We start from the raw sequence: 22646 nt of genomic DNA, 5'->3' as shown, positions 1-22646 counted from the left end.
TATCACGTTTCAAAAAATTAATCATTAATTTTGTGCTGTATGAAAATTCAGCACATTTTTTTTGACCTCGACAATACCCTTTGGGATCACCGCAGAAACGCTTATTTAACAATCAAAAGCCTTTTCGAAAAAGAAGAAATTACTTTAAAATACAATATTGATTTTGAAGAATTTCACACAAAATATCACGAAATCAATGAGAGGCTTTGGGAGCAGATTCGTGATGGCGAAATTGATAAAGAATATTTGAGAAAACATCGTTTTTATGACACATTCAATCATTTCGGAATTGATGATCTGGAATTGTCGATGTATTTTGAAGAACACTTTTTAGATAAAATTTTAAATTTCAATCATCTTGTAGAAAGTGCCGATGTTATTTTGGAATATTTAAAAGCTAAGAATTATACACTTCACATTATTTCAAACGGCTTTCAGGAAGTGACTGAAAGAAAATGTATTCTCTCGGGTATTGATCATTATTTTCAAACCATTACCAGTGCCGATTCTGTGAGTGTGAGAAAACCAAATCCTGCTATTTTTGAACATTCTCTGAAATTAGCAAATGCTGCCAAAAAGGAAAGTGTTTTAATTGGAGACGATTGGATTGCCGACGTGGTCGGAGCACAAAATTTTGGAATTGATGTAATTTTCTTTGATGTTTTAAATGAAAATCCGCAGCAAGAAAATTTAAAAGTGATTAAACATCTTTTGCAGATTAAAGAATATTTATAAAAGGATTACAAACAGTTTCGGCGGCACCTTGGTGCCGCCGAAGGTTATTTATTAGAGAGATGTCGAGGTTAAATTCCCAAACTTTCTCTTACTCGCTGAATGGTTTGCATAGCAATCGCTCTTGTTTTCACTGCTCCTTCCTGAAGTTTAGCTTCCAATTCATCAAGATTGTTCATGTAGTAAGAAAACAGTTCTCTTTCTTTTTCAAATCTTGTCAGGATTAAATCTAAAAGTTCTTTTTTAGCATGACCGTAACCGAAATTACCGGCTAAATATTTAGCTCTCAATTCTTCTGTTTGTTCAGCAGTTGCAATGAGTTCATAAATAGCAAAAGTTTTATCAGTAGAAGGATCTTTTGGCTCTTCTAAAGATTTAGAATCACTTTCGATGCTCATTACCTGTTTTTTTAATTCTTTTTCAGGCAAGAAAATATTGATGATGTTTCCTCTTGATTTCGACATTTTGTGGCCGTCAATTCCGGGAACATATTTGGTGTCTTCCTGCAATTCTGCTTGTGGTAAAACCAAAACTTCACCCATTTGATTATTGAATCTTGAAGCAACGTCACGGGCAATTTCTAAATGCTGAAGCTGATCTTTTCCTACGGGAACGATTTCTGCATCATACAATAAAATATCTGCCGCCATCAAAATCGGATAGGTAAATAATCCAGCATTAACATCTTGTAAACGATCTGCTTTATCTTTAAAAGAATGCGCTAAAGTCAGTCTCTGATAAGGAAAAAAACATGATAAATGCCAAGATAGTTCACAGGTTTCGGGGATGTCGCTCTGTCTGTAAAAGAATGTTTTTTCGGTATCTAGTCCGCAGGCAAGCCAAGCTGCAGCAATTTCGTAGGTGTTGTTTTTTAATTCTTTTGCGTCTTTGATCTGCGTAAGTGAGTGCAGATTCGCAATAAATAAAAATGATTCGTTTCCTGCTTGCTTTGAAAGTTCAATTGCAGGAATAATTGCACCCAAAAGGTTTCCAAGGTGCGGCGTTCCGGTGGCTTGTATGCCGGTAAGAATTCTTGACATTGTTTAAAATTGTTTGTGCAAAAATAGGGAAAATTTAGAATTTTACTTGTTCAAACGGATGTAGAATAATATAAAATAATCAATCTCACTTAATTGAAATTTATAAAAACCTATTTCTTCAATTCAATTGTATATTTAAAAGTTAAAACCTTTAGATGCCAAAGCGTCAAGGTCTGTTCCGCTGAGATGATATCATTTTGTGAACCAATAATCAAACGGTCACGGAATGAACTGATGAATTGCGACCAATAATCACCCTTAGAATCTTTTAGTAAAAAATAAAATCCTGCATCACCAAATCTTTTCCCTGAAGAATCTAAAATCAATTCCCCATTTTCCCCAACATTTGGAATCATCAACACCGTTGCATTCCCATTTGGAAGAGGAAAAACGGCTTTTACACAGGTTTTTCCTGAAGGTAAATTACTAGTCCCATAAACGCCGGAGTAGATCACCTGTCCGCTGGATTTAATAGAGCGAAACCAAAATGTGTATTTTATCTCATTGGTTTTTGTATCGACCAGATTTATAATTTCGCTTTTTAAAGATTCTGAATCATCAATATTTTTAGTTGGAATATTTAATTGATTGATTCTGTTGCTGAATAATTTATTAATCAAAATCCCGAAAAATTTGAAAAACGGATTCCATTGTACCGAAAATTGCAAGTTGTGATTGTCTGTTTTTTCATAAAACCCAATCACATTTTTAGATAAATTAGAAAATTCGGCTTCAGACAAATTCAATTTCTGCATTGAGGGGATAATGCCTTTTGCCTTAGAATCTTTTTGAATAATTAAATTTTCTTTTTCCGCAAATTTGTGAATGAAATCTTCACCAATCGCATCCAGATTTCCAAACGGTCCCATCAGCCAGGGAAAATCTTCTGGCTTTATTTTTCTTCCACGCAGAATCACCCATTGCTGAGTCATCCAATCCTGAAACTTCTGCATCGGATAAGCGAATCTCATTTAGTTACTTTTGAGATTGGGAATAATGTTGCGTCGTCCTTTCCACTCACCAAATTCCGAGATAGGTTTGAAGCGCAACGTTGTAAATTCAAAATGAAAATCTTTTCGATCTCTTTCTTTCATTGCATCAGCGTGTCTTTCTGGTTTTGGAACTTTGCTGTGTCCATTAACCATATCGGTCATTTCTTTCTGCGTTTTCCAAATCGAAAAAGTAGAAACGGTATTTGGAAATTTAATGGAAGCTAAAGACAAAGTAGTTGCAGGATGATCTCTAACTAATTTCTCAACCGGTCTTCCCCAATGAATAAATCTTGGGATTTGCAGGAATTTCATTCGTGCAATAGTGACAGCAACAACTGGAGAATCGGTATTTTCAAATTCTAAAGTTTCATCCGGAATTTCAAACTTATTGAATTTGCCCCATTTTCTCATAAAAGTTAATCTTGTATGCCAACCTTTAGATAAGATTTTTCCAAAATTATTTTCAGTTAAAAAATTATCAACATCACTTTCATTTTCCCATTGAGCAAACACTGCGATTTGTCTGATCAGCATTCGTGAAGGTGAAAATATAGCAGAGCCAAGCGTCATTGCGGTCATACATTCTGCATGAATCAAACCTGGAGTATTTTTTGGCTTCAGTGAAAACAAAAGAATTCTAAGGGCAGAAAAGTAGTTTATTTTAACTAAATGATAAGTGAAGACGCTCATTTTAATCAAGAGTATTTATTAGTTTTTATATTAAATTTTAAAAAAAACTAAGGAATTAAAATTTTATCTCCACCAAACTTCGGCTCAACGCCAAAGATGAAATCCCAAAAAACCTTTGCTCTTGCCAGTTTCTCTCTTGCATTTGTTTTAAAACCTGCATATTTATTTACATCTGCAGCATTGTAACCAAATGCTTCAATTCCGTTTTTTCTCGCAAGATAAACTGCACGTTCATTGTGGAACTGCTGAGAGATGATAATGTAAGAATTCTGTCCGAAAATCTCTTTTGCCCGAACCACTGAGTCTAAAGTTCTGAAACCTGCGAAATCCTCAAAGATTCTTTCTGCAGGAACTCCGGCTTTGATGAGTTCGTTTTTCATTTCCTCCGGTTCGTTGTAATCTTTTTGAGAGTTATCTCCGCTTACAATAATGTTTTGAATTTTCCCTGATTTAAATAATTGTGCAGCAGCTTCAATTCGGTTGACGAAGTAGGCATTTGGTGCACCATTGGAGAGTGTTTTGCTGGTTCCAAGGAGAAGTCCTGTTTTCTCGGTAGGTAGTTTTGAAAGATCTGAAGTAACGAAATTTTTCGTCTGATCTTTAATGGTAAAATTTGACCAGATGACAAAAATAATTCCTGCCACGAAAAGCAGCAGGAAGATTTTGATTGTATTTTTAATTAATTTTTTCATACATTTTAAACCCTAAAAGGTTTCATAAAAGTATGAAATATTTTAAAACTCTAATCCATTCGGAAAAGCTTTCTTTCTGAAAATTAATAAAAATGCTGCACCCACAGTAATTGCAGAATCGGCAACATTGAAAATGTATTTGAAGAATTCAAAGTGTTTTCCACCAATTAATGGCCAGCTTTCGGGAGCAGTCCAGTCTACCAAAGGAAAATGAAGCATATCAACAACACAACCTTTCATAAATGTAGAATAACCTTCACCAAAAGGAACCAGTTTAGAAACTCCGCCGTACCCAATCCATTGATTGACACTTTCGTCATAAACCATTCCGCTGTCGAAAATTAAACCGTAAAACATTCCGTCTAAAAGATTACCAATTGCTCCGGCAAAAATAATAGCCATCGGGATAATCAGATAATTAGATTCACCTCTTGCCAACCATTTTTTAAACAGATAAACCATTCCGCCAATCAAAAAAATACGGACGATGACCAAAAAATATTTGCCAAGCATCCCTCCGAAATGAAAGCCATAAGCCATTCCAGGATTCTCAACAAAAGTTAATTTAAAACCGGGAAAAACAGAAACACTGTCATTAAGACTAAAATTAGTTTTAATATAAATTTTTGATGCCTGATCGATCAATAAAATAAGAAAAGTGATAAGTGCAATCTTCTTCATTACAAATTCGGCTTTGGTTTGTCCTTAAAGTTTCTTGCAGGCTTATCTTTTTTCACCGCAGGAGTACGAGGTTCGAATGTCTGAGTTTTTGCGCCTCTTGTGTGAAATTTTTCGTAACGAATGCCCATTTCTTTCATCACGCTTTTCAGCGCATTCAGCTCCATTTGGTTTTTTGGGTGTACAATTAATGCTTCCATTTTAATTTATTTGAAACGCTGGTAAAGCCTAAAGCTTCACCAACGCTTTATGTTTAATGTTAATGCTTAGAAAGTTCGTCTAATCTTTTTCTGTCTTTTGCAGACAGATCGTTGATTCCGTTCTTGCCCATTTTACTTAGAAGTCTGTCGATTTCCTTTTCCCTTTCTCGCTTGTCTGAATTGAACTGTTGATCGATGGTCAGGTTTTTAGGCTTATCGGGATAGAATCTGTTTTTGATTCGATCTCGGTTAAAATACCATAAAACTGCCATAAGGATGATTCCTAAAATCAAATATTCACTCATAGATATAATTAAAAATTAGGTTTATATAATGCTGAATAACATCATATAAACCCAATTAATTATTTACAAAAATAAGATAAAAATAATTATCTCTGCATATTTTTAGCTTCGATGCTCAAAGTAGCGTGCGGAACTGCCAAAAGTCTTTCTTTCGGGATCAATTTTCCGGTTACTCGGCAAACGCCATACGTTTTGTTTTCAATTCTGATCAAAGCATTTTTCAGATCCCTCACAAACTTCTCCTGTCTTCCTGCCAAAATAGAGTTTTGCTCTTTGCTCAGCGTTTCTGCACCTTCTTCAAAAGCTTTGAAAGTAGGTGATGTGTCGTCAGTTCCGTTGTTTTGATCGTTGATGAAACTTTCTCTAATCAACTGCAGATCTTTCTCTGCTTTATCTATTTTTTCTTTGATTAACTTTTTAAATTCCTGTAAATCAGAGTCGTTATATCTTACCCTTTCGTCTTGCATTGTCTTTTTCTTTTTTAATAAATTTATAGATTGGAATTTGAAAAAACAACAACTGTATGTTAATTTTTTTCAACATTTACTTTAAAATTAAGGTCATCGATGTCGATTTCGTTAAAATTTGAAAGTGAAGATACAATTTCTATTTTATTTGACAAGACCTCAGATGAAATATATTCTTCATTTTGTTTGATTTGCTCCAAAAACGGTGTGTTTTCTTCCAAAATGATGTTTATTCTGTCTGTTAATTCAAAATCTTTCTCTTTTCTCAGATTTTGGATCCTGTTGATAAACTCTCTTGCGATACCTTCAGATTTTAATTCTTCAGTTAGCGTCAAATCTAATGCCACAGTTGTTTTTCCGTCAGAAGTTACGGTCCATCCCGGGATATCTTTCGTTGAAATTTCTACATCGGCTGATGTAATTTCATATCCTTGAATTTCGACTTTTCCTTCTTTTTCTAAAGACGAAATTTGCTCTGGTGTGAAATTAGAAATCTCATTACCAACAACTTTCATGTCTTTTCCTAGTCTTGAACCCAGCGTTTTGAAGTTGGGTTTGATCTGTTTTACAATTAAATGAGATGCTTCTTCGGCATTAATTAACTGCAATTCTTTAACGTTAACTTCTTGTTTAATTAATTCTGAAACCGCTAAAATCTGCTCTTCAGTTTTCTTATCCAAAACAGGAATCAAAACTTTCTGCAAAGGCTGACGCACTTTTATGTTTTCTTTCTTTCTCAGAGAGAAAACCATACTCGTAATATTTTGCGCTAAATGCGTTTTTTCGACCAAATCCTGATCGATTAAACTTTCATCTGCAACAGGGAAATCTGTTAAGTGGACGGATTCAAAAGTTTCCTTTCCAGTAGTTGCATTTAAATCCTGATACAACTGATCCATAAAGAACGGAGCGATTGGCGCAGATAATTTGGCAACAGTTTCAAGACACGTATATAAAGTTTGATAAGCAGAAATTTTATCATCAGAATAATCTCCTTTCCAGAAACGTCTTCTGCATAATCTTACGTACCAGTTACTTAAATTATCATTCACAAAATTACTGATAGATCTTGCTACTCTTGTAGGCTCATAATCTTCGTAGAATGCTTTTACTTCTTTAATTAAAAGATTCAATTCAGATAAAATCCAACGGTCGATTTCTGGTCTGTTTTCAATATTTTTTTCAGAATATTTAAATCCATCAACATTGGCGTATAAAGTGAAGAATGAATAGGTGTTGTACAATGTTCCGAAGAATTTTCTTCTCACTTCGTCAATTCCTTCGATGTCAAATTTCAGGTTTTCCCAAGGATTTGCATTTGAAACCATGTACCAACGTGTTGCGTCAGGTCCGTAAACAGCAAGCGTTTCAAATGGATCAACTGCATTTCCTTTAGATTTTGACATTTTCAGACCGTTTTTATCCAAAACGAGTCCGTTACTCATTACATTTTTATATGCAACCGAGTCAAAAACTGCTGTTCCGATTGCATGAAGTGTATAGAACCATCCACGGGTCTGATCAACGCCTTCTGCGATGAAATCTGCAGGAAATGCTTTATTGTTATCAATTAATTCTTTATTTTCAAAGGGATAATGCAACTGTGCATAAGGCATAGAACCTGAATCGAACCAAACGTCGATCAAGTCGCTCTCACGGTGCATTGCTTTTCCTGATTCTGAAACTAAAACTATTTGGTCAACGATATTTTTGTGTAAATCAACTAAAGAATAGTTTTCTTCAGACATATTTCCTATTTCAAATCCTTTGAAAGGATTTTCTTTCATCAATCCTGCTGCGATAGATTTTTCGATCTCGTTGTATAATTCTTCAACAGAACCGATGATGATTTCTTCCTGTGCTGAGCCTGTCGAAGGATCTGTTCTCCAAATTGGCAAAGGAATTCCCCAATATCTTGAACGGGAAAGGTTCCAGTCGTTCACATTTTCAAGCCAATTCCCGAAACGCCCTTCTCCTGTAGCTTTTGGCTTCCAGTTGATTTCTTTGTTTAAATCTACCAAACGGTCTTTAACCGCCGTCATTTTTACAAACCAAGAATCTAACGGATAATATAAAAGTGGCTCATCAGTTCTCCAGCTGTGCGGGTAGCTGTGAACGTATTTTTCAACTTTAAAAGCTTTATTTTCTTCTTTTAAACGGATAGCAATTTCTACATCAACAGATTTCTCGGGTGCTTTTCCTGCATCATAATATTCGTTTTTTACATATTTACCTGCAAAATCTCCTATTTGCGAAGTAAATTTCCCTTGCAAATCAACCAACGGAACAGGGTTTCCAAATTCATTTAAAACCAACATTGGCGGAACTTCGGGTTTTGCTTCTTTGGCAACTTTCGCATCATCAGCACCGAAAGTTGGCGCGGTATGAACGATTCCTGTACCGTCTTCAGTCGTAACGAAGTCTCCCGAAATTACTCTGAAAGCATTTTCTGGGTTTTGGTAAGGTAAGGTGTATGGCAGTAACTGCTCGTATTTAATTCCCACCAAATCAGAACCTTTGAATTCCCCAAGAATTTGGTAAGGAATGGTTTTGCTTGATGAAGTGTAATTTGCGAAATCTTCGTCAGTTCCTTCGATAAATTTTTTTCCGAACTGTTTTCCCATCAAAGCCTTAGCTAAAACTATATTGATAGGCTCAAAAGTATATTGGTTAAATGTTTTTACTAAAACATAATCGATCTTTGGTCCAACCGTCAAAGCAGTGTTTGAAGGTAAAGTCCATGGAGTTGTCGTCCATGCTAAGAAATGGACATCTCCAAAACCTTGTAAAAATGGAGGCAATGTTTCCGGAAGTGTCTTAAATTGCGCAACAATCGTCGTATCGGTAACGTCACGGTAGGCTCCCGGCTGGTTTACTTCGTGAGAAGAAAGTCCGGTTCCTGCTTTCGGAGAGTAAGGCTGAATCGTGTAACCCTTGTACAACAAATCTTTGCTGTACAATTGCTTCAACAACCACCAAACGGTTTCCATATATTTAGACTTGTACGTGATGTATGGATCTTCCAAATCTACCCAGTAACCGATTTTTTCGGTCAGGTGATTCCAGACATCTGTATAACGCATTACTGCTTCACGACAAGCTTTGTTGTAATCTTCAATCGAAATTTTTTTGCCAATATCTTCTTTTGTGATTCCGAGTTCTTTTTCAACTCCTAATTCTACGGGAAGTCCGTGCGTGTCCCAACCCGCTTTACGGAAAACCTGTTTTCCGTTCTGAGTTTGGTAACGACAGAAAATATCCTTCAACGCTCTTGCCATAACGTGGTGAATTCCAGGCATTCCGTTTGCTGAAGGCGGACCTTCATAAAATACAAACTCAGGATTTCCTTCACGAGTTTCAACACTTTTTTCAAAGGTTTTATTGGCTTTCCAAAATTCCGCAACATTCTCGGCTACGTCTATCAAGTTGAGGTTTTTATATTCTTTAAATTGGCTCATTGTAATTTCTCAATTTCGTTGATTAATCAAGTTGGCAAATTTAGTGATTTTTGTCGGTTTATAATATATGTTTTATTTTGATTGGGTTTATTGAAAAGTTATTGAAAATTGAAGCATTTATTTCAGGTGAACCGTGAAAAGTAAATTTTGACAAGTTATCAGATTGACTAATTATATCTTTATCAATAGGAGCGGGCTTTAGCCCGCTTTCAAATTCGGCGAATGATATTGGCTTTAGCCAAAACTTATTTTTCTCTCGCAGGTCTGCAGATAACGAAGATTTTTAATTCAATCTAAAACAATCATCTGTGAAAATTTGTGCCATCTGTGGGAACAAAATTTATCATTCAACTTTTAATTTTAAATTAAATAAATTTGTCATCTAAATTTAAACTATTGGAACTCTTCCCACTCATTGAGAAATCAAGCATTCAGGACATCAAAAAGTTTCAGGAAGAAAAACTTCAGGAGCTTTTACAATATCTTGAAGCGCATTCGCCTTTTTACCAGAAGCTGTTCAAAGAAAATAATATTCAGATTTCTGATATTCAGACTTTGGAAGATTTGCAGAAAATCCCGACGACATCGAAAAATGACATTCAGCAGAATAATGAAGACTTTTTCTGTGTTCCCCAAAATGAAATTGTTGATTATAGTACAACTTCCGGAACATTGGGTGATCCTGTAACTTTTGGACTTTCAGAAAATGATATGGAGAGAATCGCTTACAACGAGGCAATATCTCTTTCTTGTGCAGGAATTCAAAAAGGCGACGTTGTACAAATGATAACGACGATTGACAAAAGATTTATTGCCGGGCTCGCTTATCTTTTGGGTTTACGAAAAATGGGAGCAAGTGTCATCAGAATGGGACCCGGAATTCCTGAACTTCAATGGGATTCTATTTTCAGATATAAACCTAAGTATTTGATAACGGTACCCTCATTTCTTTTAAAAATGATTGACTACGCTGAAAAACATGGGATTGATTATAAAAAATCAAGCGTTATCGGAGCGGTTTGTATTGGTGAAAGCATCAAAAATCAGGATTTTACAGACAATATTTTATCACAAAAGATTAAAGAAAAGTGGAATATAAAATTATTTTCCACTTATGCGTCAACTGAAATGAGCACAGCATTTACAGAATGTGAATTTCAGATCGGTGGACATCAGCATCCAGAATTGATCATCACAGAAATTCTTGATGACGAAGAAAATCCTGTGAAAGAGGGCGAAAGCGGCGAACTGACGATCACCACTTTAGGTGTTGAGGCTTTACCTTTATTGAGATTTAAAACGGGAGATTTAGTTAAAGCGCATTACGACCCGTGTCAATGTGGAAGAAATACGATGCGATTGGGGCCTGTTGTCGGAAGAAAACAGCAGATGATCAAATATAAAGGAACAACATTATATCCGCCTGCAATGAATGATATTCTGAATGATTTTGACGGAATTTTATGTTACCAGATTGTAATTCAGTCGAATGAAATTGGTTTGGACGAAATTATTATCAAACTCAGCACAGAAAGAGAAGACGAAAGTTTTGAAGGCGAAGTTCGTGATCATTTCCGAGCGAAATTAAGAGTCAGTCCAAAAATTGAAATTGTAGAATTTGATGTTTTGTCTAAAACGGTTTTTAATCCGAACAGCCGAAAACCCATTACGTTTATAGATTTAAGATAACAACAAGAGCGGTCTGAAATTTCAGACCGCTCTTGTTATGCTTTTTCTTTTTCTGTTTTAATGAAATTAGCTAAGTTGACAATTGCCGTATCGTGTATTCTCACAAATGTATTTTTTTTGTCCCAGACATATCCCGCCAAAACGGCACATATTTTTCTTTTCACATCAGGGTTTTCCGGCTGATGGAAAAACAATTCCTGAAGATTTCCGGTATACCATTCTTTTACATACGTTGTAAAAACGTTAACACCGTATAATATATAATCAGCAAACTCTGTTTGCCAATCTACTTTCTCACCTTTCAATTGTCTGATTGCCAGTTTTGCGGCAGTCATTCCGCCTTCTGTGGCAAATGCCATTCCTGATGAAAAGACAGGATCAAGGAATTCAGAGGCATTTCCAGTCAAAGCAAATCCGTCTCCGAATAATTTTTTTACCGAACATGAATAGTCTTTCAAATGTCTCGGTTCAAATAAAAATTCTACCTCTCCGAAACGTTTTACATAATAATCTGATAGAGAAATTGCTTTTCTCAAGGCCTCCGCAGCATCGCCGCTTTCAGATAATTTGTCAATATATTCAGTAGGTCCGACAATTCCTACGCTCGTATTTCCGTTAGAAAAAGGAATAACCCAAAGCCAAACTTCCGTTTCTATAATATCAAATGAAATTAAAGTTCCTTCTTCACCTTCTTCTCTGTTAATATCCTCTACATGAGCAAAAATCGCAGAGTGCGGAGACAGCTTCGAAGGTTTCTCTAAATCTAAAAGTCTTGGAAGAACTCTTCCGTAACCGCTCGAGTCGATTACAAATTTTGCATGAATTTCCTTTGTTTTTCCGTCTCTGTTTTTGACAGTTGTGATAGAATCTGTTCCGTTAAATTCAATTCCGATTACTTCAGTTTCAAATTCAAGATCAACTCCTTTATTAATCACCTCCTGAGCCAAAGTATTGTCAAAGTCAGCTCTCGGAACCTGCCATGTCCAGTCCCATCCTTCACCAAATTTGTTGCTGAAATCGAAAATACAAACTTCATTTCCTCGCATAAAACGAGCTCCCAATTTCTTTTCAAAGCCCATTTTATCTAAAGCGGAAAACAGTCCGGCTTCATCAAAATGATCCATTACTCTCGGAATAAGGCTTTCACCCACTACAAGTCTTGGGAATTTTGTTTTTTCAACCACTTTTACGTTGATATTGTTCTTCTTCAAATAAGCAGAAGAGACGCATCCTGAAGGCCCAGCTCCAATTACCAAAACATCAACAATTTCTTTGTCCATTTGTTTAATAAAACTTTTTATCTTTGCGCAAAATTAGTGACAATTAATTATATCTTACAAAATTATCTCTTATTACTTTAATTAATGAAAATAAATAAATTTTTAGAACTGAAAGATTTTCAGAGAATTATTATCGAAAATGAAAGCATAGAATTAGATCTGTCAATTCTCCAAAGAGTGAATGAGAGTTTTTCTTTTCTGAAAGAATTTTCAAAAAATAAAGTGATTTATGGAGTGAACACTGGTTTCGGACCGATGGCTCAGTTTAAAATCAGTGATGAAGATACGCATCAACTTCAATATAATTTAATCAGAAGCCATTCTTCGGGTATCGGAAATCCGCTTCCTGCCGATGAAGTGAAAGCTTGTATGTTGGCAAGATTGAACACTTTGTCATTAGGAAATTCAGGAGTTCATGAATCTGTCGTGAATTTACTTAAAGAATTAATAAACAGAGATATTACGCCGTTGATTTTTGAACACGGCGGAGTAGGAGCAAGTGGAGACTTGGTACAATTGGCACATTTAGCTTTAGTTTTAATTGGCGAAGGTGAAGTTTTCTATAAAGGAGAAAGAAAATCGACCAAAGAAGTTTTTGAAACTGAAAGTTTGGAACCAATTCAGGTTGAAATTCGTGAAGGTTTAGCGTTAATGAACGGAACTTCTGTGATGTCAGGAATTGGAATTGTTAATGCGTACAAAGCCAATCAGTTAATAGAAATTTCAATTAAATTATCTTGTGCTATCAACGAAATTGTTCAGGCATACGATGACCATTTTTCAGAAGTACTGAACGGAACAAAGCTTCACGCAGGTCAGCAAAAAATTGCAGAAAAAATGCGTAGTCATTTAGCCGATAGTAAATTAATCAGAAAAAGAGCAGATCATTTATACACTCACTTTGAAGAACAGGAAAAGGTTTTCAAAGAAAAAGTACAGGAATATTATTCTTTGAGATGTATTCCTCAGATTTTAGGTCCGGTTTTAGATACTTTAGAATATACAGAGAAAGTTTTAGAAAACGAAATCAACTCGGCAAACGATAACCCAATCATTAACGTTGCAGACAAACATGTTTACCACGGCGGAAACTTCCACGGAGATTATATTTCTTTGGAAATGGATAAGCTTAAAATTGTCGTGACAAAACTGACAATGTTGGCAGAAAGACAATTGAATTATCTTTTGAATTCAAAAATCAACGAAATCTTGCCTCCTTTCGTAAATTTGGGTAAATTAGGTTTCAATTTTGGAATGCAAGGCGTTCAGTTTACGGCGACTTCAACAACGGCAGAAAGCCAGATGTTATCGAATTCGATGTACGTTCACAGTATACCTAATAATAATGATAATCAGGATATTGTAAGCATGGGAACGAATGCTGCAGTGATTTGCAGAAAAGTAATTGAAAATGCTTTTGAAGTGTTGGCGATTGAAGCCATTACTGTTGTTCAGGCGATAGAATATCTTGGTTTTAAAGATAAAGTTTCGTCTTCAACAAAAGAATTGTACGATGAAATTAGAAAAATTATTCCTGCATTTTCAAATGATATGGTGATGTATCCTTATTTGCAAAAGGTAAAAGATTACTTGAAAAAATAAAGCATTCAAATTGTGAACCCGAAGGGTTCAATATGAATAGTCGTAGGGGAACCTATGGAAACAAGATTGAAAAAAGCAATCCGAACCCTGAAAGGGTTCAACAATTAAACATAAAAACTACACATGAAATGTGCAATCATAACAGGTGGTTCCCGTGGAATCGGAAGAGCAATCTGTATAAAACTGGCTGAAGAGAAAAATTATCATATTTTAATTAATTACACTTCCAATGAAGCTGCAGCAAAGGAAACTTTAGCCAAAGTTGAAGAGTTGGGTTCTACAGGAGAAATTCTTAAATTCGATGTAGGAAACGCTGAGGAAACTCAAAAAGTTTTAAATAAATGGCAGGAAAATAATCCAAAATCTATAGTTGAGGTCATTGTCAACAATGCCGGAATCACAAGAGACGGATTATTTATGTGGATGCCGAGTGAGGATTGGAACTCTGTGATTAACACGAGTTTAAATGGTTTTTATAATGTGACCAATTTCTTCATTCAGAAATTGTTGAGAAACAAATACGGCAGAATCATCAATATGGTTTCAGTTTCTGGGGTAAAAGGAACAGCCGGACAAACCAATTATTCAGCTGCGAAAGGAGCTTTGGTCGGAGTTACAAAAGCTCTCGCTCAGGAAGTTGCCAAGAGAAATATCACAGTGAATGCAGTTGCACCAGGTTTCATTAAAACCGATATGACTCAGGATTTCAACGAAGATGAATTGAAAGCCATGATTCCGGCAAATAGATTTGGCGAAGCGGAAGAAGTGGCAGATTTGGTCGCTTTTTTAGTGTCAAAAAAATCTTCATACATCACAGGAGAAATTATTAATATTAACGGAGGAATTTATTCGTAAATAATGTAACAATATAATAATGTACCAGGTTACCAATATGTAAATTGTTACATTGCTAGACTGATACATTGTTAAATTTAAAAAGATGGAAAATAGGGTAGTCATTACCGGAATGGGAATTTATTCTTGCATCGGAACTTCTTTGGAAGAAGTGAAAGAATCCCTGTATAATGGTAAGTCCGGAATCGTTTTAGTCGATGAGAGAAAAGAATTTGGTTTCAGGTCTGGTCTTAGCGGAGTTGTTCCCAAGCCTGACTTGAAAAATCTCCTCAACAGACGCCAGCGTATAAGCATGGGTGAAGAAAGCGAGTATGCATACATTGCAACACTCGATGCTTTACAACAGGCGAATATAACTCAGGACTTTTTAGACCAAAAAGAAGTCGGAATTTTATACGGAAACGACAGCGTTTCTAAGGCCGTAGTAGAATCGATCGACATTGCAAGAGAGAAAAAAGATACCACTTTAATGGGTTCAGGAGCGATTTTTAAATCGATGAATTCCACTGTGACGATGAATCTTTCTACGATTTTTAAATTAAGAGGAATCAATTTAACCATCAGTGCAGCTTGCGCAAGCGGTTCTCATTCTTTGGGATTGGCTTATATGATGATTAAAAACGGTTTTCAGGACATCATCGTTTGTGGCGGTGCCCAGGAAACCAATAAATATTCAATGGCAAGCTTCGATGGTTTGGGCGTTTTTTCAGTGAGAGAAGATGAGCCAACCAAAGCGTCAAGACCTTTCGACTCAGGAAGAGATGGCTTAATTCCAAGTGGCGGAGCAGCTTCTTTAATTGTGGAAAGTTTAGAATCAGCTCAAAAAAGAGGTGCCAATATCATCGCAGAAATCGTTGGTTACGGATTTTCTTCAAACGGCGGACATATTTCTACCCCAAATATTGACGGTCCCGCTTTGGCAATGAACCGCGCTTTAAAACAATCCGGTCTCGAAGTGAAAGATATCGACTACATCAATGCTCATGCGACTTCAACACCGATCGGCGACGCCAACGAAGCAAAAGCTATCCATGAGATTTTCGGAAGCGAAGTTCCTGTAAGCTCGACCAAATCAATGACCGGTCACGAATGCTGGATGGCGGGTGCAAGTGAAGTAATCTATTCTATTCTGATGATGCAAAACGATTTTGTGGCTCCGAACATCAATTTAGAAAACCCTGATGAAGACGCAAAAAAGATAAATTTAATCTCCGAAACTAAAAATCAAAAAATTGACGTATTTTTGTCGAATTCTTTCGGATTCGGAGGAACAAATTCTGCATTAATCGTTAAAAAATTTGAGTAAAAACATGGAAAGAGAAAAAATTGTTGCCATTGCGAATGATTTTTTAATAAATGAATTTGAGGTAGATGGTGATGAGATCAGCAATGATGCCCATTTTAAAAAGACTTTGGGTTTAGACAGTTTAGATTATATCGATTTAGTGGTGGTCATCGAATCCAATTTTGGCGTGAAATTAGGTGAAGCCGATTTCAAAAATATCGTCACTTTCGACGATTTCTACTCGACAATCGAAAATAAAATCACTGAAAAAAAAGCTTAATTGTCGATTAAATATTTACTCTTAAATAATGTAACGATGTATAAGTTTACCAATGTTTGAATATTGTTACACTGATACATTGTCAAATTAAAATTATGAACAAGTGGAAAGGCAAATCTAAAGGCACCATCTTAGGTTACAGAATCTTTGTCTGGTCCATTAGAAATATGGGAATCCGAAGTTCTTATTTTGTTCTTTATTTCGTAGCTTTCTACTATTTTCTATTCGAAAAAAACAGCAATAAATATTACCGCTATTACTTCCAAAAAAGACTCAATTATGGGTTTTGGAAAACGAAAATTTCTCTGTTTAAAAGTTATTTTACTTTTGGAACGATTCTTATTGACAAAACCGCAATTTCTGCAGGTTTAAGAAATAAATACACCTACGAATTCGACGGAATAGAAAATCTCAGAAATCTTTTAGCAGAAAAAAAAGGCGGAGTTCTCATCAGTGCCCACATCGGGAATTTCGAAATTGCAGAACATTTTTTTGCCGAAATTGATTTCGATTGTCAGATTAATTTAGTTACTACAGATCAGGAAGTTACGGTAATTAAAGAATATCTTGAAAGTGTTTCTGTAAAACAGAGCAACATTAAATTCATCTACGTGAAAGACGACATGTCGCATATTTTTAACATCAATGAGGCTTTATCTAAGAACGAATTGATTTGCTTTACAGGCGATCGTTATTTTGAAGGTTCAAAATTTCTTGAGGGAGATTTATTAGGAAAAAGTGCAAAATTTCCTGCAGGTCCGTTCCTTATTGCTTCAAGATTAGGCGTTCCGGTGGTTTATGTCTATGTGATGAAAGAAAAAAATCTACATTATCATTTGTATGCGAGAATTGCTGAAAACGTGAAAAAACGTGATGCGCAGGGACTTTTGAACTCTTACACTAAGAATCTTGAATCAATGATTCAGAAATATCCGCTTCAATGGTTCAACTATTTCGATTTTTGGGATGATATTGATTAATTTTCAATATTTTTAGGGCAGCTATTCCGCCTTCCGCTCCCAATCTTTTTTGCCAAGGCTTTTCCCAAGGCGAAAAAAGGATTTCAGCTCAAGTCGGGCTGCGTGCAATTCAAAATTTATGAGCATTTAAAATCCCTGAAAGGACGATTTAGCAAAGGATGGGATGAATTCCTATCATTAGAAGATACATCCAAAAGTTGAAAAAAACATACGACATATTGATTATCGGCAGCGGAATAGGAGGTCTTGTTTCGGCTCTTATTTTGGCGAAAGAAGGCTTGAAAGTCTGTGTATTGGAGAAAAACAATCAATATGGCGGAAACTTGCAGACATTTTCAAGAGATAAATTAATTTTCGACACAGGAGTTCACTATTTGGGAGGACTTTCAAAAGGACAAAACCTACATCAGTTTTTTTCTTATCTGGAAATAATGAATGATCTGGAACTCCAGAAAATGGATGAAAACGGCTATGATAAAATCACTTTCGGAGATGATGAAATTGAATATCCGCACGCTCAAGGATATGACAATTTTGTTGAGCAATTATCCAACTATTTTCCTGAAGAAAGAGAAAATTTAGAAAATTATTGTGAAGAAATCCAGCGTGTCTGCAATCATTTTCCGAGATATAATATTGTAGGAAAAGATAGTTATAGCGAAGAAATTCTCCATTTAAATACCAAAAGATTCATCGAATCCATTACTCAGAATAAAAAACTGCAATCCGTTTTATTAGGCTCTAATTTTTTATATGCAGGAGATTCTGAAAATGTTCCGTTTTATGTTCACGCCTTAACGGTGAATTCTTACATTCAAAGTGCGTACAAATGCGTGAAAGGAGGAAGTCAGATTTCTAAACTTTTAATCCGTAAATTGAGAGAATACGGAGCAGATATTCACAAGCATTCAGAAGTGGCTGAAATTATTTTTAATGAAAATAATGTTTTAAGTTCTGTAAAAACGAAATCAGGCAAAGAATATTTCGCTAAAAAGTTTGTTTCGAATATTGAAATTCGCTCTTTAACTAAATTAATTGGTGAAGAAAGACTGAAGAAATCTTTCTTAAACAGAGTGTTAAGCTGGGAACCTGTTTCGTCGTGTTTTAGCGTTTATTTGGTTTTAAAACCTCAGACAATTTCAAATTTTAATTATAATCTTTATCATTATTCGACCGAAGAAGCAGTATGGAATGCCTATCGTTACGATAAGAAATCGTGGCCGGAAACCTATATGCTTTCTTCCACGCCTGCAAAACATCATCCTGAATTTGCAGAAAGCTTAACTGCCATTTCTTATATGAATTTTGATGAGGTGAAAGTTTGGGAAACTACCGTAAATACTGTTGTTGAAGAAAATGAAAGAGGAAAGCAATACGAAAAATTCAAGCTGGAAAAAACAGAAAAAATGATTGATGCTTTGGAAAAGAAGATTCCGAATTTAAGAAACTCAATTAAAAATATTTATACGTCTTCACCTTTGTCTTATCGGGATTATATCGGAAGTTTTGAAGGAAATATGTACGGTTATATCAAAAGTTCAGAAAACCCTTTGAAAACGATGGTTTCGCCACGCACAAAGATTGAAAACCTTTTCCTCACAGGCCAATCAGTTAACATGCACGGAATTTTAGGCTGTACAATTGGAGCATTCAATACCTGTGCTGAAATTTTAGGTAAAGAATTAATTGATGAGCGCTTATCGAAAATTTTAAATCAAGCCCATGAAAAGTAAATCTTTATTTTTTATTTTTCTGGTTTTAAATCTTATTTCGTGTGGGACAAGAAAGTCTGTCAAACACATTCCTGATGTAAAACAATATTCTTTAGAAATACCGAAAGTGAAGACGATCAATGATTCCACTTTTAGTTTTAATCAAAATTATTTAACCAAAAATAAGCAGCAGCTCTGGGAATTGTATATTAAAGGTAATCCTTTGCAGTTGGGTTACAATAATGGTGCTTTAACGCAGAATTTAATGCAACATCAGGAAGAAATTTTCTTTTCAAAAGTAGAAGGTTTTGTTCCGTCGAAATTTAAGCAAAAATTGTTGAGAGGTTTCCTAAAATGGTACAACCGAAAAATGTATCTCAATGTAAGAGAAGATTTTCAAGCTGAATTGTATGGCTTATCCCAATATTCAGCGGATAAATATGATTTTATAGCTCCAAAATTCAGAAGAGCAATCTATCTGCACGGCGCACACGATATCGGTCATGCTATGCAGGATTTAATGGTAGTGGGCTGTACGTCACTGGCTGTTTGGAACGAAAATACAGAAGACGGAGATTTGTTGATCGGTAGAAATTTTGATTTTTCTGTGGGGGAAAATTTTGCTAAAAATAAACTGATCGAATTTGTTGAGCCAGAAGTAGGAATTTCGTACATGTCTGTAAGTTGGCCCGGAATGATTGGTGTAGTTTCCGGAATGAATAAAGAAGGAATTACGGTGACAATCAATGCGGGAAAATCTAAAATTCCATTAACAGCAAAAACACCAATTTCTCTGGTGACGAGAGAGATTTTGCAATATGCTAAAAATATTGATGAGGCGATTGCCATTGCAAGAAAACGAACGGTTTTTGTGTCAGAATCTATTTTGGTTGGAAGCGCAAATGATAAAAAAGCAGTGATTATTGAAGTTTCACCTAAAAACCTCGGTGTTTATGAAGTTCAGAATTCTAATAAACTTTTTTGCACTAATCATTTTCAGTCAGATAGTTTTAAAGATGATAAAAGAAATCAAAAACATATAGTAGAAAGTCATTCAGAATATCGCTATGAAAAACTTCAAGAGCTTTTGCAGGAAAACCCAAAACTGAATCCTGAGAAAATGGCTTCTATTTTAAGAGATAAATCTGGTTTAAAAGATAAAAGTATTGGTTACGGAAATGAAAAGGCTATAAATCAACTTTTAGCTCATCACGCGGTTATTTTTTCGCCCGAAAAAAAAATGGTTTGGGTTTCTTCCAATCCTTATCAGCTAGGAGAATTTGTATGTTATGATCTGAACGAAATTTTTTCTGATAAAAGATTGAAAAGTGGTGAGTTTGCTAAATCAAGTTTCAATATTCGTAAAGATTCTTTTACAGATTCTCAGGAATTTAAGAATTATGAAGAATTTAAAAAACTGGGATCTCAATTTGAAGACGAAGATAAAATACTTTCAGAAGAATTTATTGAATATTATCAGTCTTTAAACCCGGATTTTTGGTTGGTTTACTTCCAAGTGGGCAAATATTATTTTGATCATAAACTGTATTCTAAAGCAAATATTGAATTTGAAAAAGCATTGACAAAAGAAATTACAACGGTTCCGGACAGAGAAAACATTAAAAAATATTTAAAGAAAACTAGTAGAAAGTTGAAGTAATTTTAAGCTTAATTATTCTCAGGAGTTACTTTATTCAGAAATAAAAACGTTGCGATTCCGGAAATTAGTGACATTGAAGTTGCCAGGATAAGACTTCCAATCACGTATTGTAAAACATTATTTTTCACTAAATCGAAATTCCATTCCTGACGAAAAATATCGCTATCTCCCGCTACAAATGGTGCTCCCAAATAAAGTGATGACACAATGATAAATGGAATAAACGGCGGCAAACTCACGTTTGAAGCTACAAAAGCCAGAACTTTATTGAGTTTGAATAAAACCGATAAAGAAATGACAAGCAGTGTGTGAAATCCCCAAAAAGGAGAGAACCCTACGAAAACACCGAGCGCAATAGAAAATGCTTTGGTGCGATTACTTCCGTCACTTTCTAAGACATCTTCTCTGATAAATTTCTTGAAACTTTTTTTTCTGAAATTATTGATGAAATTTCGGGGAATAATATACAAAAGAGTAATCACCACCAAAATTGTATTTAAAATACTGATTCTCGTAAAATCTTTGAACGGTCTGAAGTGAGAAACCCTTTCTGCAGGGTCATACAGAACTTTTATCGGGATATTTTTTACAGGAATATGTCTCCAGGCTGTCCGTACAATGATTTCAATTTCAAATTCAAATTTTGGAGTGAAATATTTTTTTGGAATTTTATGCAAAGGATATAAGCGGTAACCAGATTGTGTGTCTTCCAGTTTAATTCCGGTTTCGAACCAGAACCAGAAATTAGAAAAACGATTTCCGAAACTGCTTTTCTTAGGAATTCCGTCTTGTGACATATTTCGGTTTCCAATTAATAAAACATCTTGATTTTCATTCAATAATGCTTCTACAAAAACGGGAATATCGTTTGGATAATGCTGTCCGTCTGAATCAATCGTGATGGCGTGATGGTAACCTAATTCTTTTGCTTTTCTGAAACCGATTTTTAAACCATTTCCTTTCCCTTTATTTTCAGGTAAATTGAGAATGGTAAGTTGAGAATAAGTTTTTAGAATTTCTGAAGTAGAATCTGTAGAACCGTCGTTGACAACAATGATGTTTTGCGTGTATTCTAAAACGCCGTCAATCACTCTTTGAAGTGTCTTTTCGTTGTTATAGGTAGGAATTAAAACGCAGATTTTCCTCTCGTCAATTGCATTCTGTACTTCAGAAAGAGTCATTTGATTATCTTAAAGAATTTTTTTCTGCTGCATTCATTGTTTTAGACTGCGATGCAAATTTTCTAATATAAGTTTTCAGAGCAGGATTTTGTCTGCTATAATTGTCGATGATGAACATTTTATCTTCTTTAAGATTTTTAGAGTAACCCACAATTTTCGGAATGTTTTCCTGAACGCTCATTCTGATCAATCTCAGTTCGACATTATTGGGATTAGATTTTATCACACTTTCTAATTCTGTAGCACCAGATTTCACGAAAGATTTTCTTTTGTTTTTTTCTGTAGTTACTTTGGCTTCAAGAATTTCTGCAGCAGCTTTGTATCCTTTAGTCAACGGATCAGAAGCAGAGTTTTTCTCCGCAATTTCAATGAAGTTTTTTGCACCTTCATTTGATGAATTTGCTTTAGAATAAGCATTTCTCAAAACTTCTAAATCAGAAGACTGAAAAAAGAAAAATAGTCCAGCGAAAAAAGATAATATCAGTTTCATGCTATATTTTTGTATAATTAACTGACATTTTCAATGCAATAGTCTCGCCAAAGGAAGTTATGTTTTTTACCTTCACTTCATTTTCACCTTCGTTAATATCAAGCTGTATCCTAAGATAAGGCGTTTCGAAAGGATTGATAATCGCCATAAATTTTACATTAGAAGCAGATTTTAGAAATAGTTTTTTCCCTGTAAATTCTTCAGTAAGCTCTTTCACAATCTGCATCATACAAACTCCAGGAGTTACCGGATTTCCAGGAAAATGCCCGTTAAAAATATCGTGAGCCTGATTTAATTTGATATTTGCGATAAAACTTCCGCTTTCTGTTTTTTCCTGAGTTTCCAACGTATAAAAGTCAGTAAGAATCGTTTGCATAT

General features: G+C 35.1%; 22 protein-coding genes. 9 read left to right on the top strand and 13 right to left on the bottom strand.

Features of this window, described 5'->3' with window-relative positions; all coding sequences use genetic code 11:
* Positions 1-39 precede the first annotated feature (39 nt).
* Positions 40-735, top strand: a complete 696-nt coding sequence (locus LNP04_RS09730) for a YjjG family noncanonical pyrimidine nucleotidase (protein ID WP_229982775.1) — start codon at positions 40-42, stop codon at positions 733-735.
* 68 nt (positions 736-803) lie between these two features.
* Here the strand turns inward: LNP04_RS09730 and trpS are convergent, their stop codons facing one another.
* From trpS to ileS, 9 genes are all read right to left on the bottom strand, one after another.
* The gene (gene trpS, locus LNP04_RS09725; RefSeq protein ID WP_229982774.1) at positions 804-1772 is read right to left on the bottom strand and encodes a tryptophan--tRNA ligase; all 969 of its coding nucleotides are present in this window, start codon (positions 1770-1772) and stop codon (positions 804-806) included.
* Between the two features lie 110 nt (positions 1773-1882).
* Positions 1883-2743 (bottom strand): hypothetical protein, encoded by an 861-nt coding sequence (locus LNP04_RS09720; RefSeq protein ID WP_229982773.1) that lies wholly within the window; start codon positions 2741-2743, stop codon positions 1883-1885.
* Complete coding sequence (locus tag LNP04_RS09715) at positions 2744-3454, bottom strand: hypothetical protein (protein WP_229982772.1); 711 nt, start codon at positions 3452-3454, stop codon at positions 2744-2746. It lies immediately after the preceding gene.
* Positions 3455-3501: 47 nt separating this feature from the next.
* On the bottom strand, positions 3502-4146 hold the full coding sequence (locus tag LNP04_RS09710) for a vancomycin high temperature exclusion protein (RefSeq protein ID WP_229982771.1): 645 nt from the start codon (positions 4144-4146) through the stop codon (positions 3502-3504).
* A 42-nt stretch (positions 4147-4188) separates the two neighbouring features.
* Positions 4189-4827, bottom strand: a complete 639-nt coding sequence (locus LNP04_RS09705; protein ID WP_229982770.1) for a lipoprotein signal peptidase — start codon at positions 4825-4827, stop codon at positions 4189-4191.
* Positions 4827-5024, bottom strand: a complete 198-nt coding sequence (locus LNP04_RS09700) for a DUF2683 family protein (protein ID WP_229982769.1) — start codon at positions 5022-5024, stop codon at positions 4827-4829. Before LNP04_RS09700 ends, LNP04_RS09705 begins: the two co-directional genes overlap by 1 nt.
* A 59-nt stretch (positions 5025-5083) precedes the next feature.
* Positions 5084-5329: a DUF6576 domain-containing protein gene (locus LNP04_RS09695; protein WP_229982768.1), complete on the bottom strand. Its 246-nt coding sequence runs from the start codon at positions 5327-5329 to the stop codon at positions 5084-5086.
* 86 nt (positions 5330-5415) lie between these two features.
* A complete protein-coding gene (locus tag LNP04_RS09690; RefSeq protein ID WP_229982767.1) occupies positions 5416-5796 on the bottom strand; it encodes a TraR/DksA C4-type zinc finger protein in 381 nt (126 codons plus the stop codon).
* Positions 5797-5855: 59 nt separating this feature from the next.
* On the bottom strand, positions 5856-9254 hold the full coding sequence (gene ileS, locus LNP04_RS09685; protein ID WP_229982766.1) for an isoleucine--tRNA ligase: 3399 nt from the start codon (positions 9252-9254) through the stop codon (positions 5856-5858).
* A gap of 396 nt (positions 9255-9650) precedes the next feature.
* Here ileS and LNP04_RS09680 point away from each other — a divergent pair, with 396 nt between their 5' ends.
* On the top strand, positions 9651-10943 hold the full coding sequence (locus LNP04_RS09680) for a phenylacetate--CoA ligase family protein (RefSeq protein ID WP_229986288.1): 1293 nt from the start codon (positions 9651-9653) through the stop codon (positions 10941-10943).
* A gap of 35 nt (positions 10944-10978) precedes the next feature.
* Here the strand turns inward: LNP04_RS09680 and LNP04_RS09675 are convergent, their stop codons facing one another.
* On the bottom strand, positions 10979-12223 hold the full coding sequence (locus LNP04_RS09675) for an NAD(P)/FAD-dependent oxidoreductase (RefSeq protein WP_229982765.1): 1245 nt from the start codon (positions 12221-12223) through the stop codon (positions 10979-10981).
* Between the two features lie 84 nt (positions 12224-12307).
* Here LNP04_RS09675 and hutH point away from each other — a divergent pair, with 84 nt between their 5' ends.
* The 7 genes from hutH (at position 12308) to LNP04_RS09640 (ending at position 20597) form a co-directional block, all read left to right on the top strand.
* On the top strand, positions 12308-13825 hold the full coding sequence (hutH, locus tag LNP04_RS09670; RefSeq protein WP_229982764.1) for a histidine ammonia-lyase: 1518 nt from the start codon (positions 12308-12310) through the stop codon (positions 13823-13825).
* Between the two features lie 123 nt (positions 13826-13948).
* A complete protein-coding gene (fabG, locus tag LNP04_RS09665) occupies positions 13949-14680 on the top strand; it encodes a 3-oxoacyl-ACP reductase FabG (protein WP_229982763.1) in 732 nt (243 codons plus the stop codon).
* 85 nt (positions 14681-14765) lie between these two features.
* Complete coding sequence (locus LNP04_RS09660; protein ID WP_229982762.1) at positions 14766-15986, top strand: beta-ketoacyl synthase; 1221 nt, start codon at positions 14766-14768, stop codon at positions 15984-15986.
* A gap of 4 nt (positions 15987-15990) precedes the next feature.
* Positions 15991-16245 carry an acyl carrier protein gene (locus tag LNP04_RS09655; protein WP_229982761.1) on the top strand — a complete coding sequence of 85 codons (255 nt, stop codon included), beginning with the start codon at positions 15991-15993 and terminating at the stop codon, positions 16243-16245.
* A gap of 95 nt (positions 16246-16340) precedes the next feature.
* Positions 16341-17225, top strand: a complete 885-nt coding sequence (locus LNP04_RS09650) for a lipid A biosynthesis acyltransferase (protein WP_229982760.1) — start codon at positions 16341-16343, stop codon at positions 17223-17225.
* A 197-nt stretch (positions 17226-17422) separates the two neighbouring features.
* Positions 17423-18958, top strand: coding sequence for an NAD(P)/FAD-dependent oxidoreductase (locus LNP04_RS09645; RefSeq protein WP_229982759.1), 1536 nt, complete (start codon positions 17423-17425; stop codon positions 18956-18958).
* Positions 18948-20597: a C45 family peptidase gene (locus tag LNP04_RS09640; RefSeq protein ID WP_229982758.1), complete on the top strand. Its 1650-nt coding sequence runs from the start codon at positions 18948-18950 to the stop codon at positions 20595-20597. The genes LNP04_RS09645 and LNP04_RS09640 overlap by 11 nt, the downstream gene beginning before the upstream one ends.
* An 8-nt stretch (positions 20598-20605) precedes the next feature.
* On the opposite strand, the gene LNP04_RS09635 is transcribed toward LNP04_RS09640, so the two are convergent.
* The 3 genes from LNP04_RS09635 to LNP04_RS09625 are packed head-to-tail and all read right to left on the bottom strand — an operon-like array spanning position 20606 to position 22644.
* Positions 20606-21778: a DUF2062 domain-containing protein gene (locus tag LNP04_RS09635; RefSeq protein ID WP_229982757.1), complete on the bottom strand. Its 1173-nt coding sequence runs from the start codon at positions 21776-21778 to the stop codon at positions 20606-20608.
* Positions 21779-21782: 4 nt separating this feature from the next.
* Positions 21783-22268 (bottom strand): hypothetical protein, encoded by a 486-nt coding sequence (locus LNP04_RS09630; RefSeq protein WP_229982756.1) that lies wholly within the window; start codon positions 22266-22268, stop codon positions 21783-21785.
* A 1-nt stretch (position 22269) separates the two neighbouring features.
* Entirely contained in the window at positions 22270-22644 is a 375-nt protein-coding gene (locus tag LNP04_RS09625; RefSeq protein ID WP_229982755.1) for a 3-hydroxyacyl-ACP dehydratase, read from the bottom strand.
* Positions 22645-22646: the final 2 nt, after the last annotated feature.

Source organism: Chryseobacterium sp. C-71, assembly GCF_020911865.1.
GTDB lineage: Bacteria > Bacteroidota > Bacteroidia > Flavobacteriales > Weeksellaceae > Chryseobacterium.
Note: the sequence above shows the minus strand (reverse complement) of the source record. Positions and strands in the feature narration are given on the sequence as shown.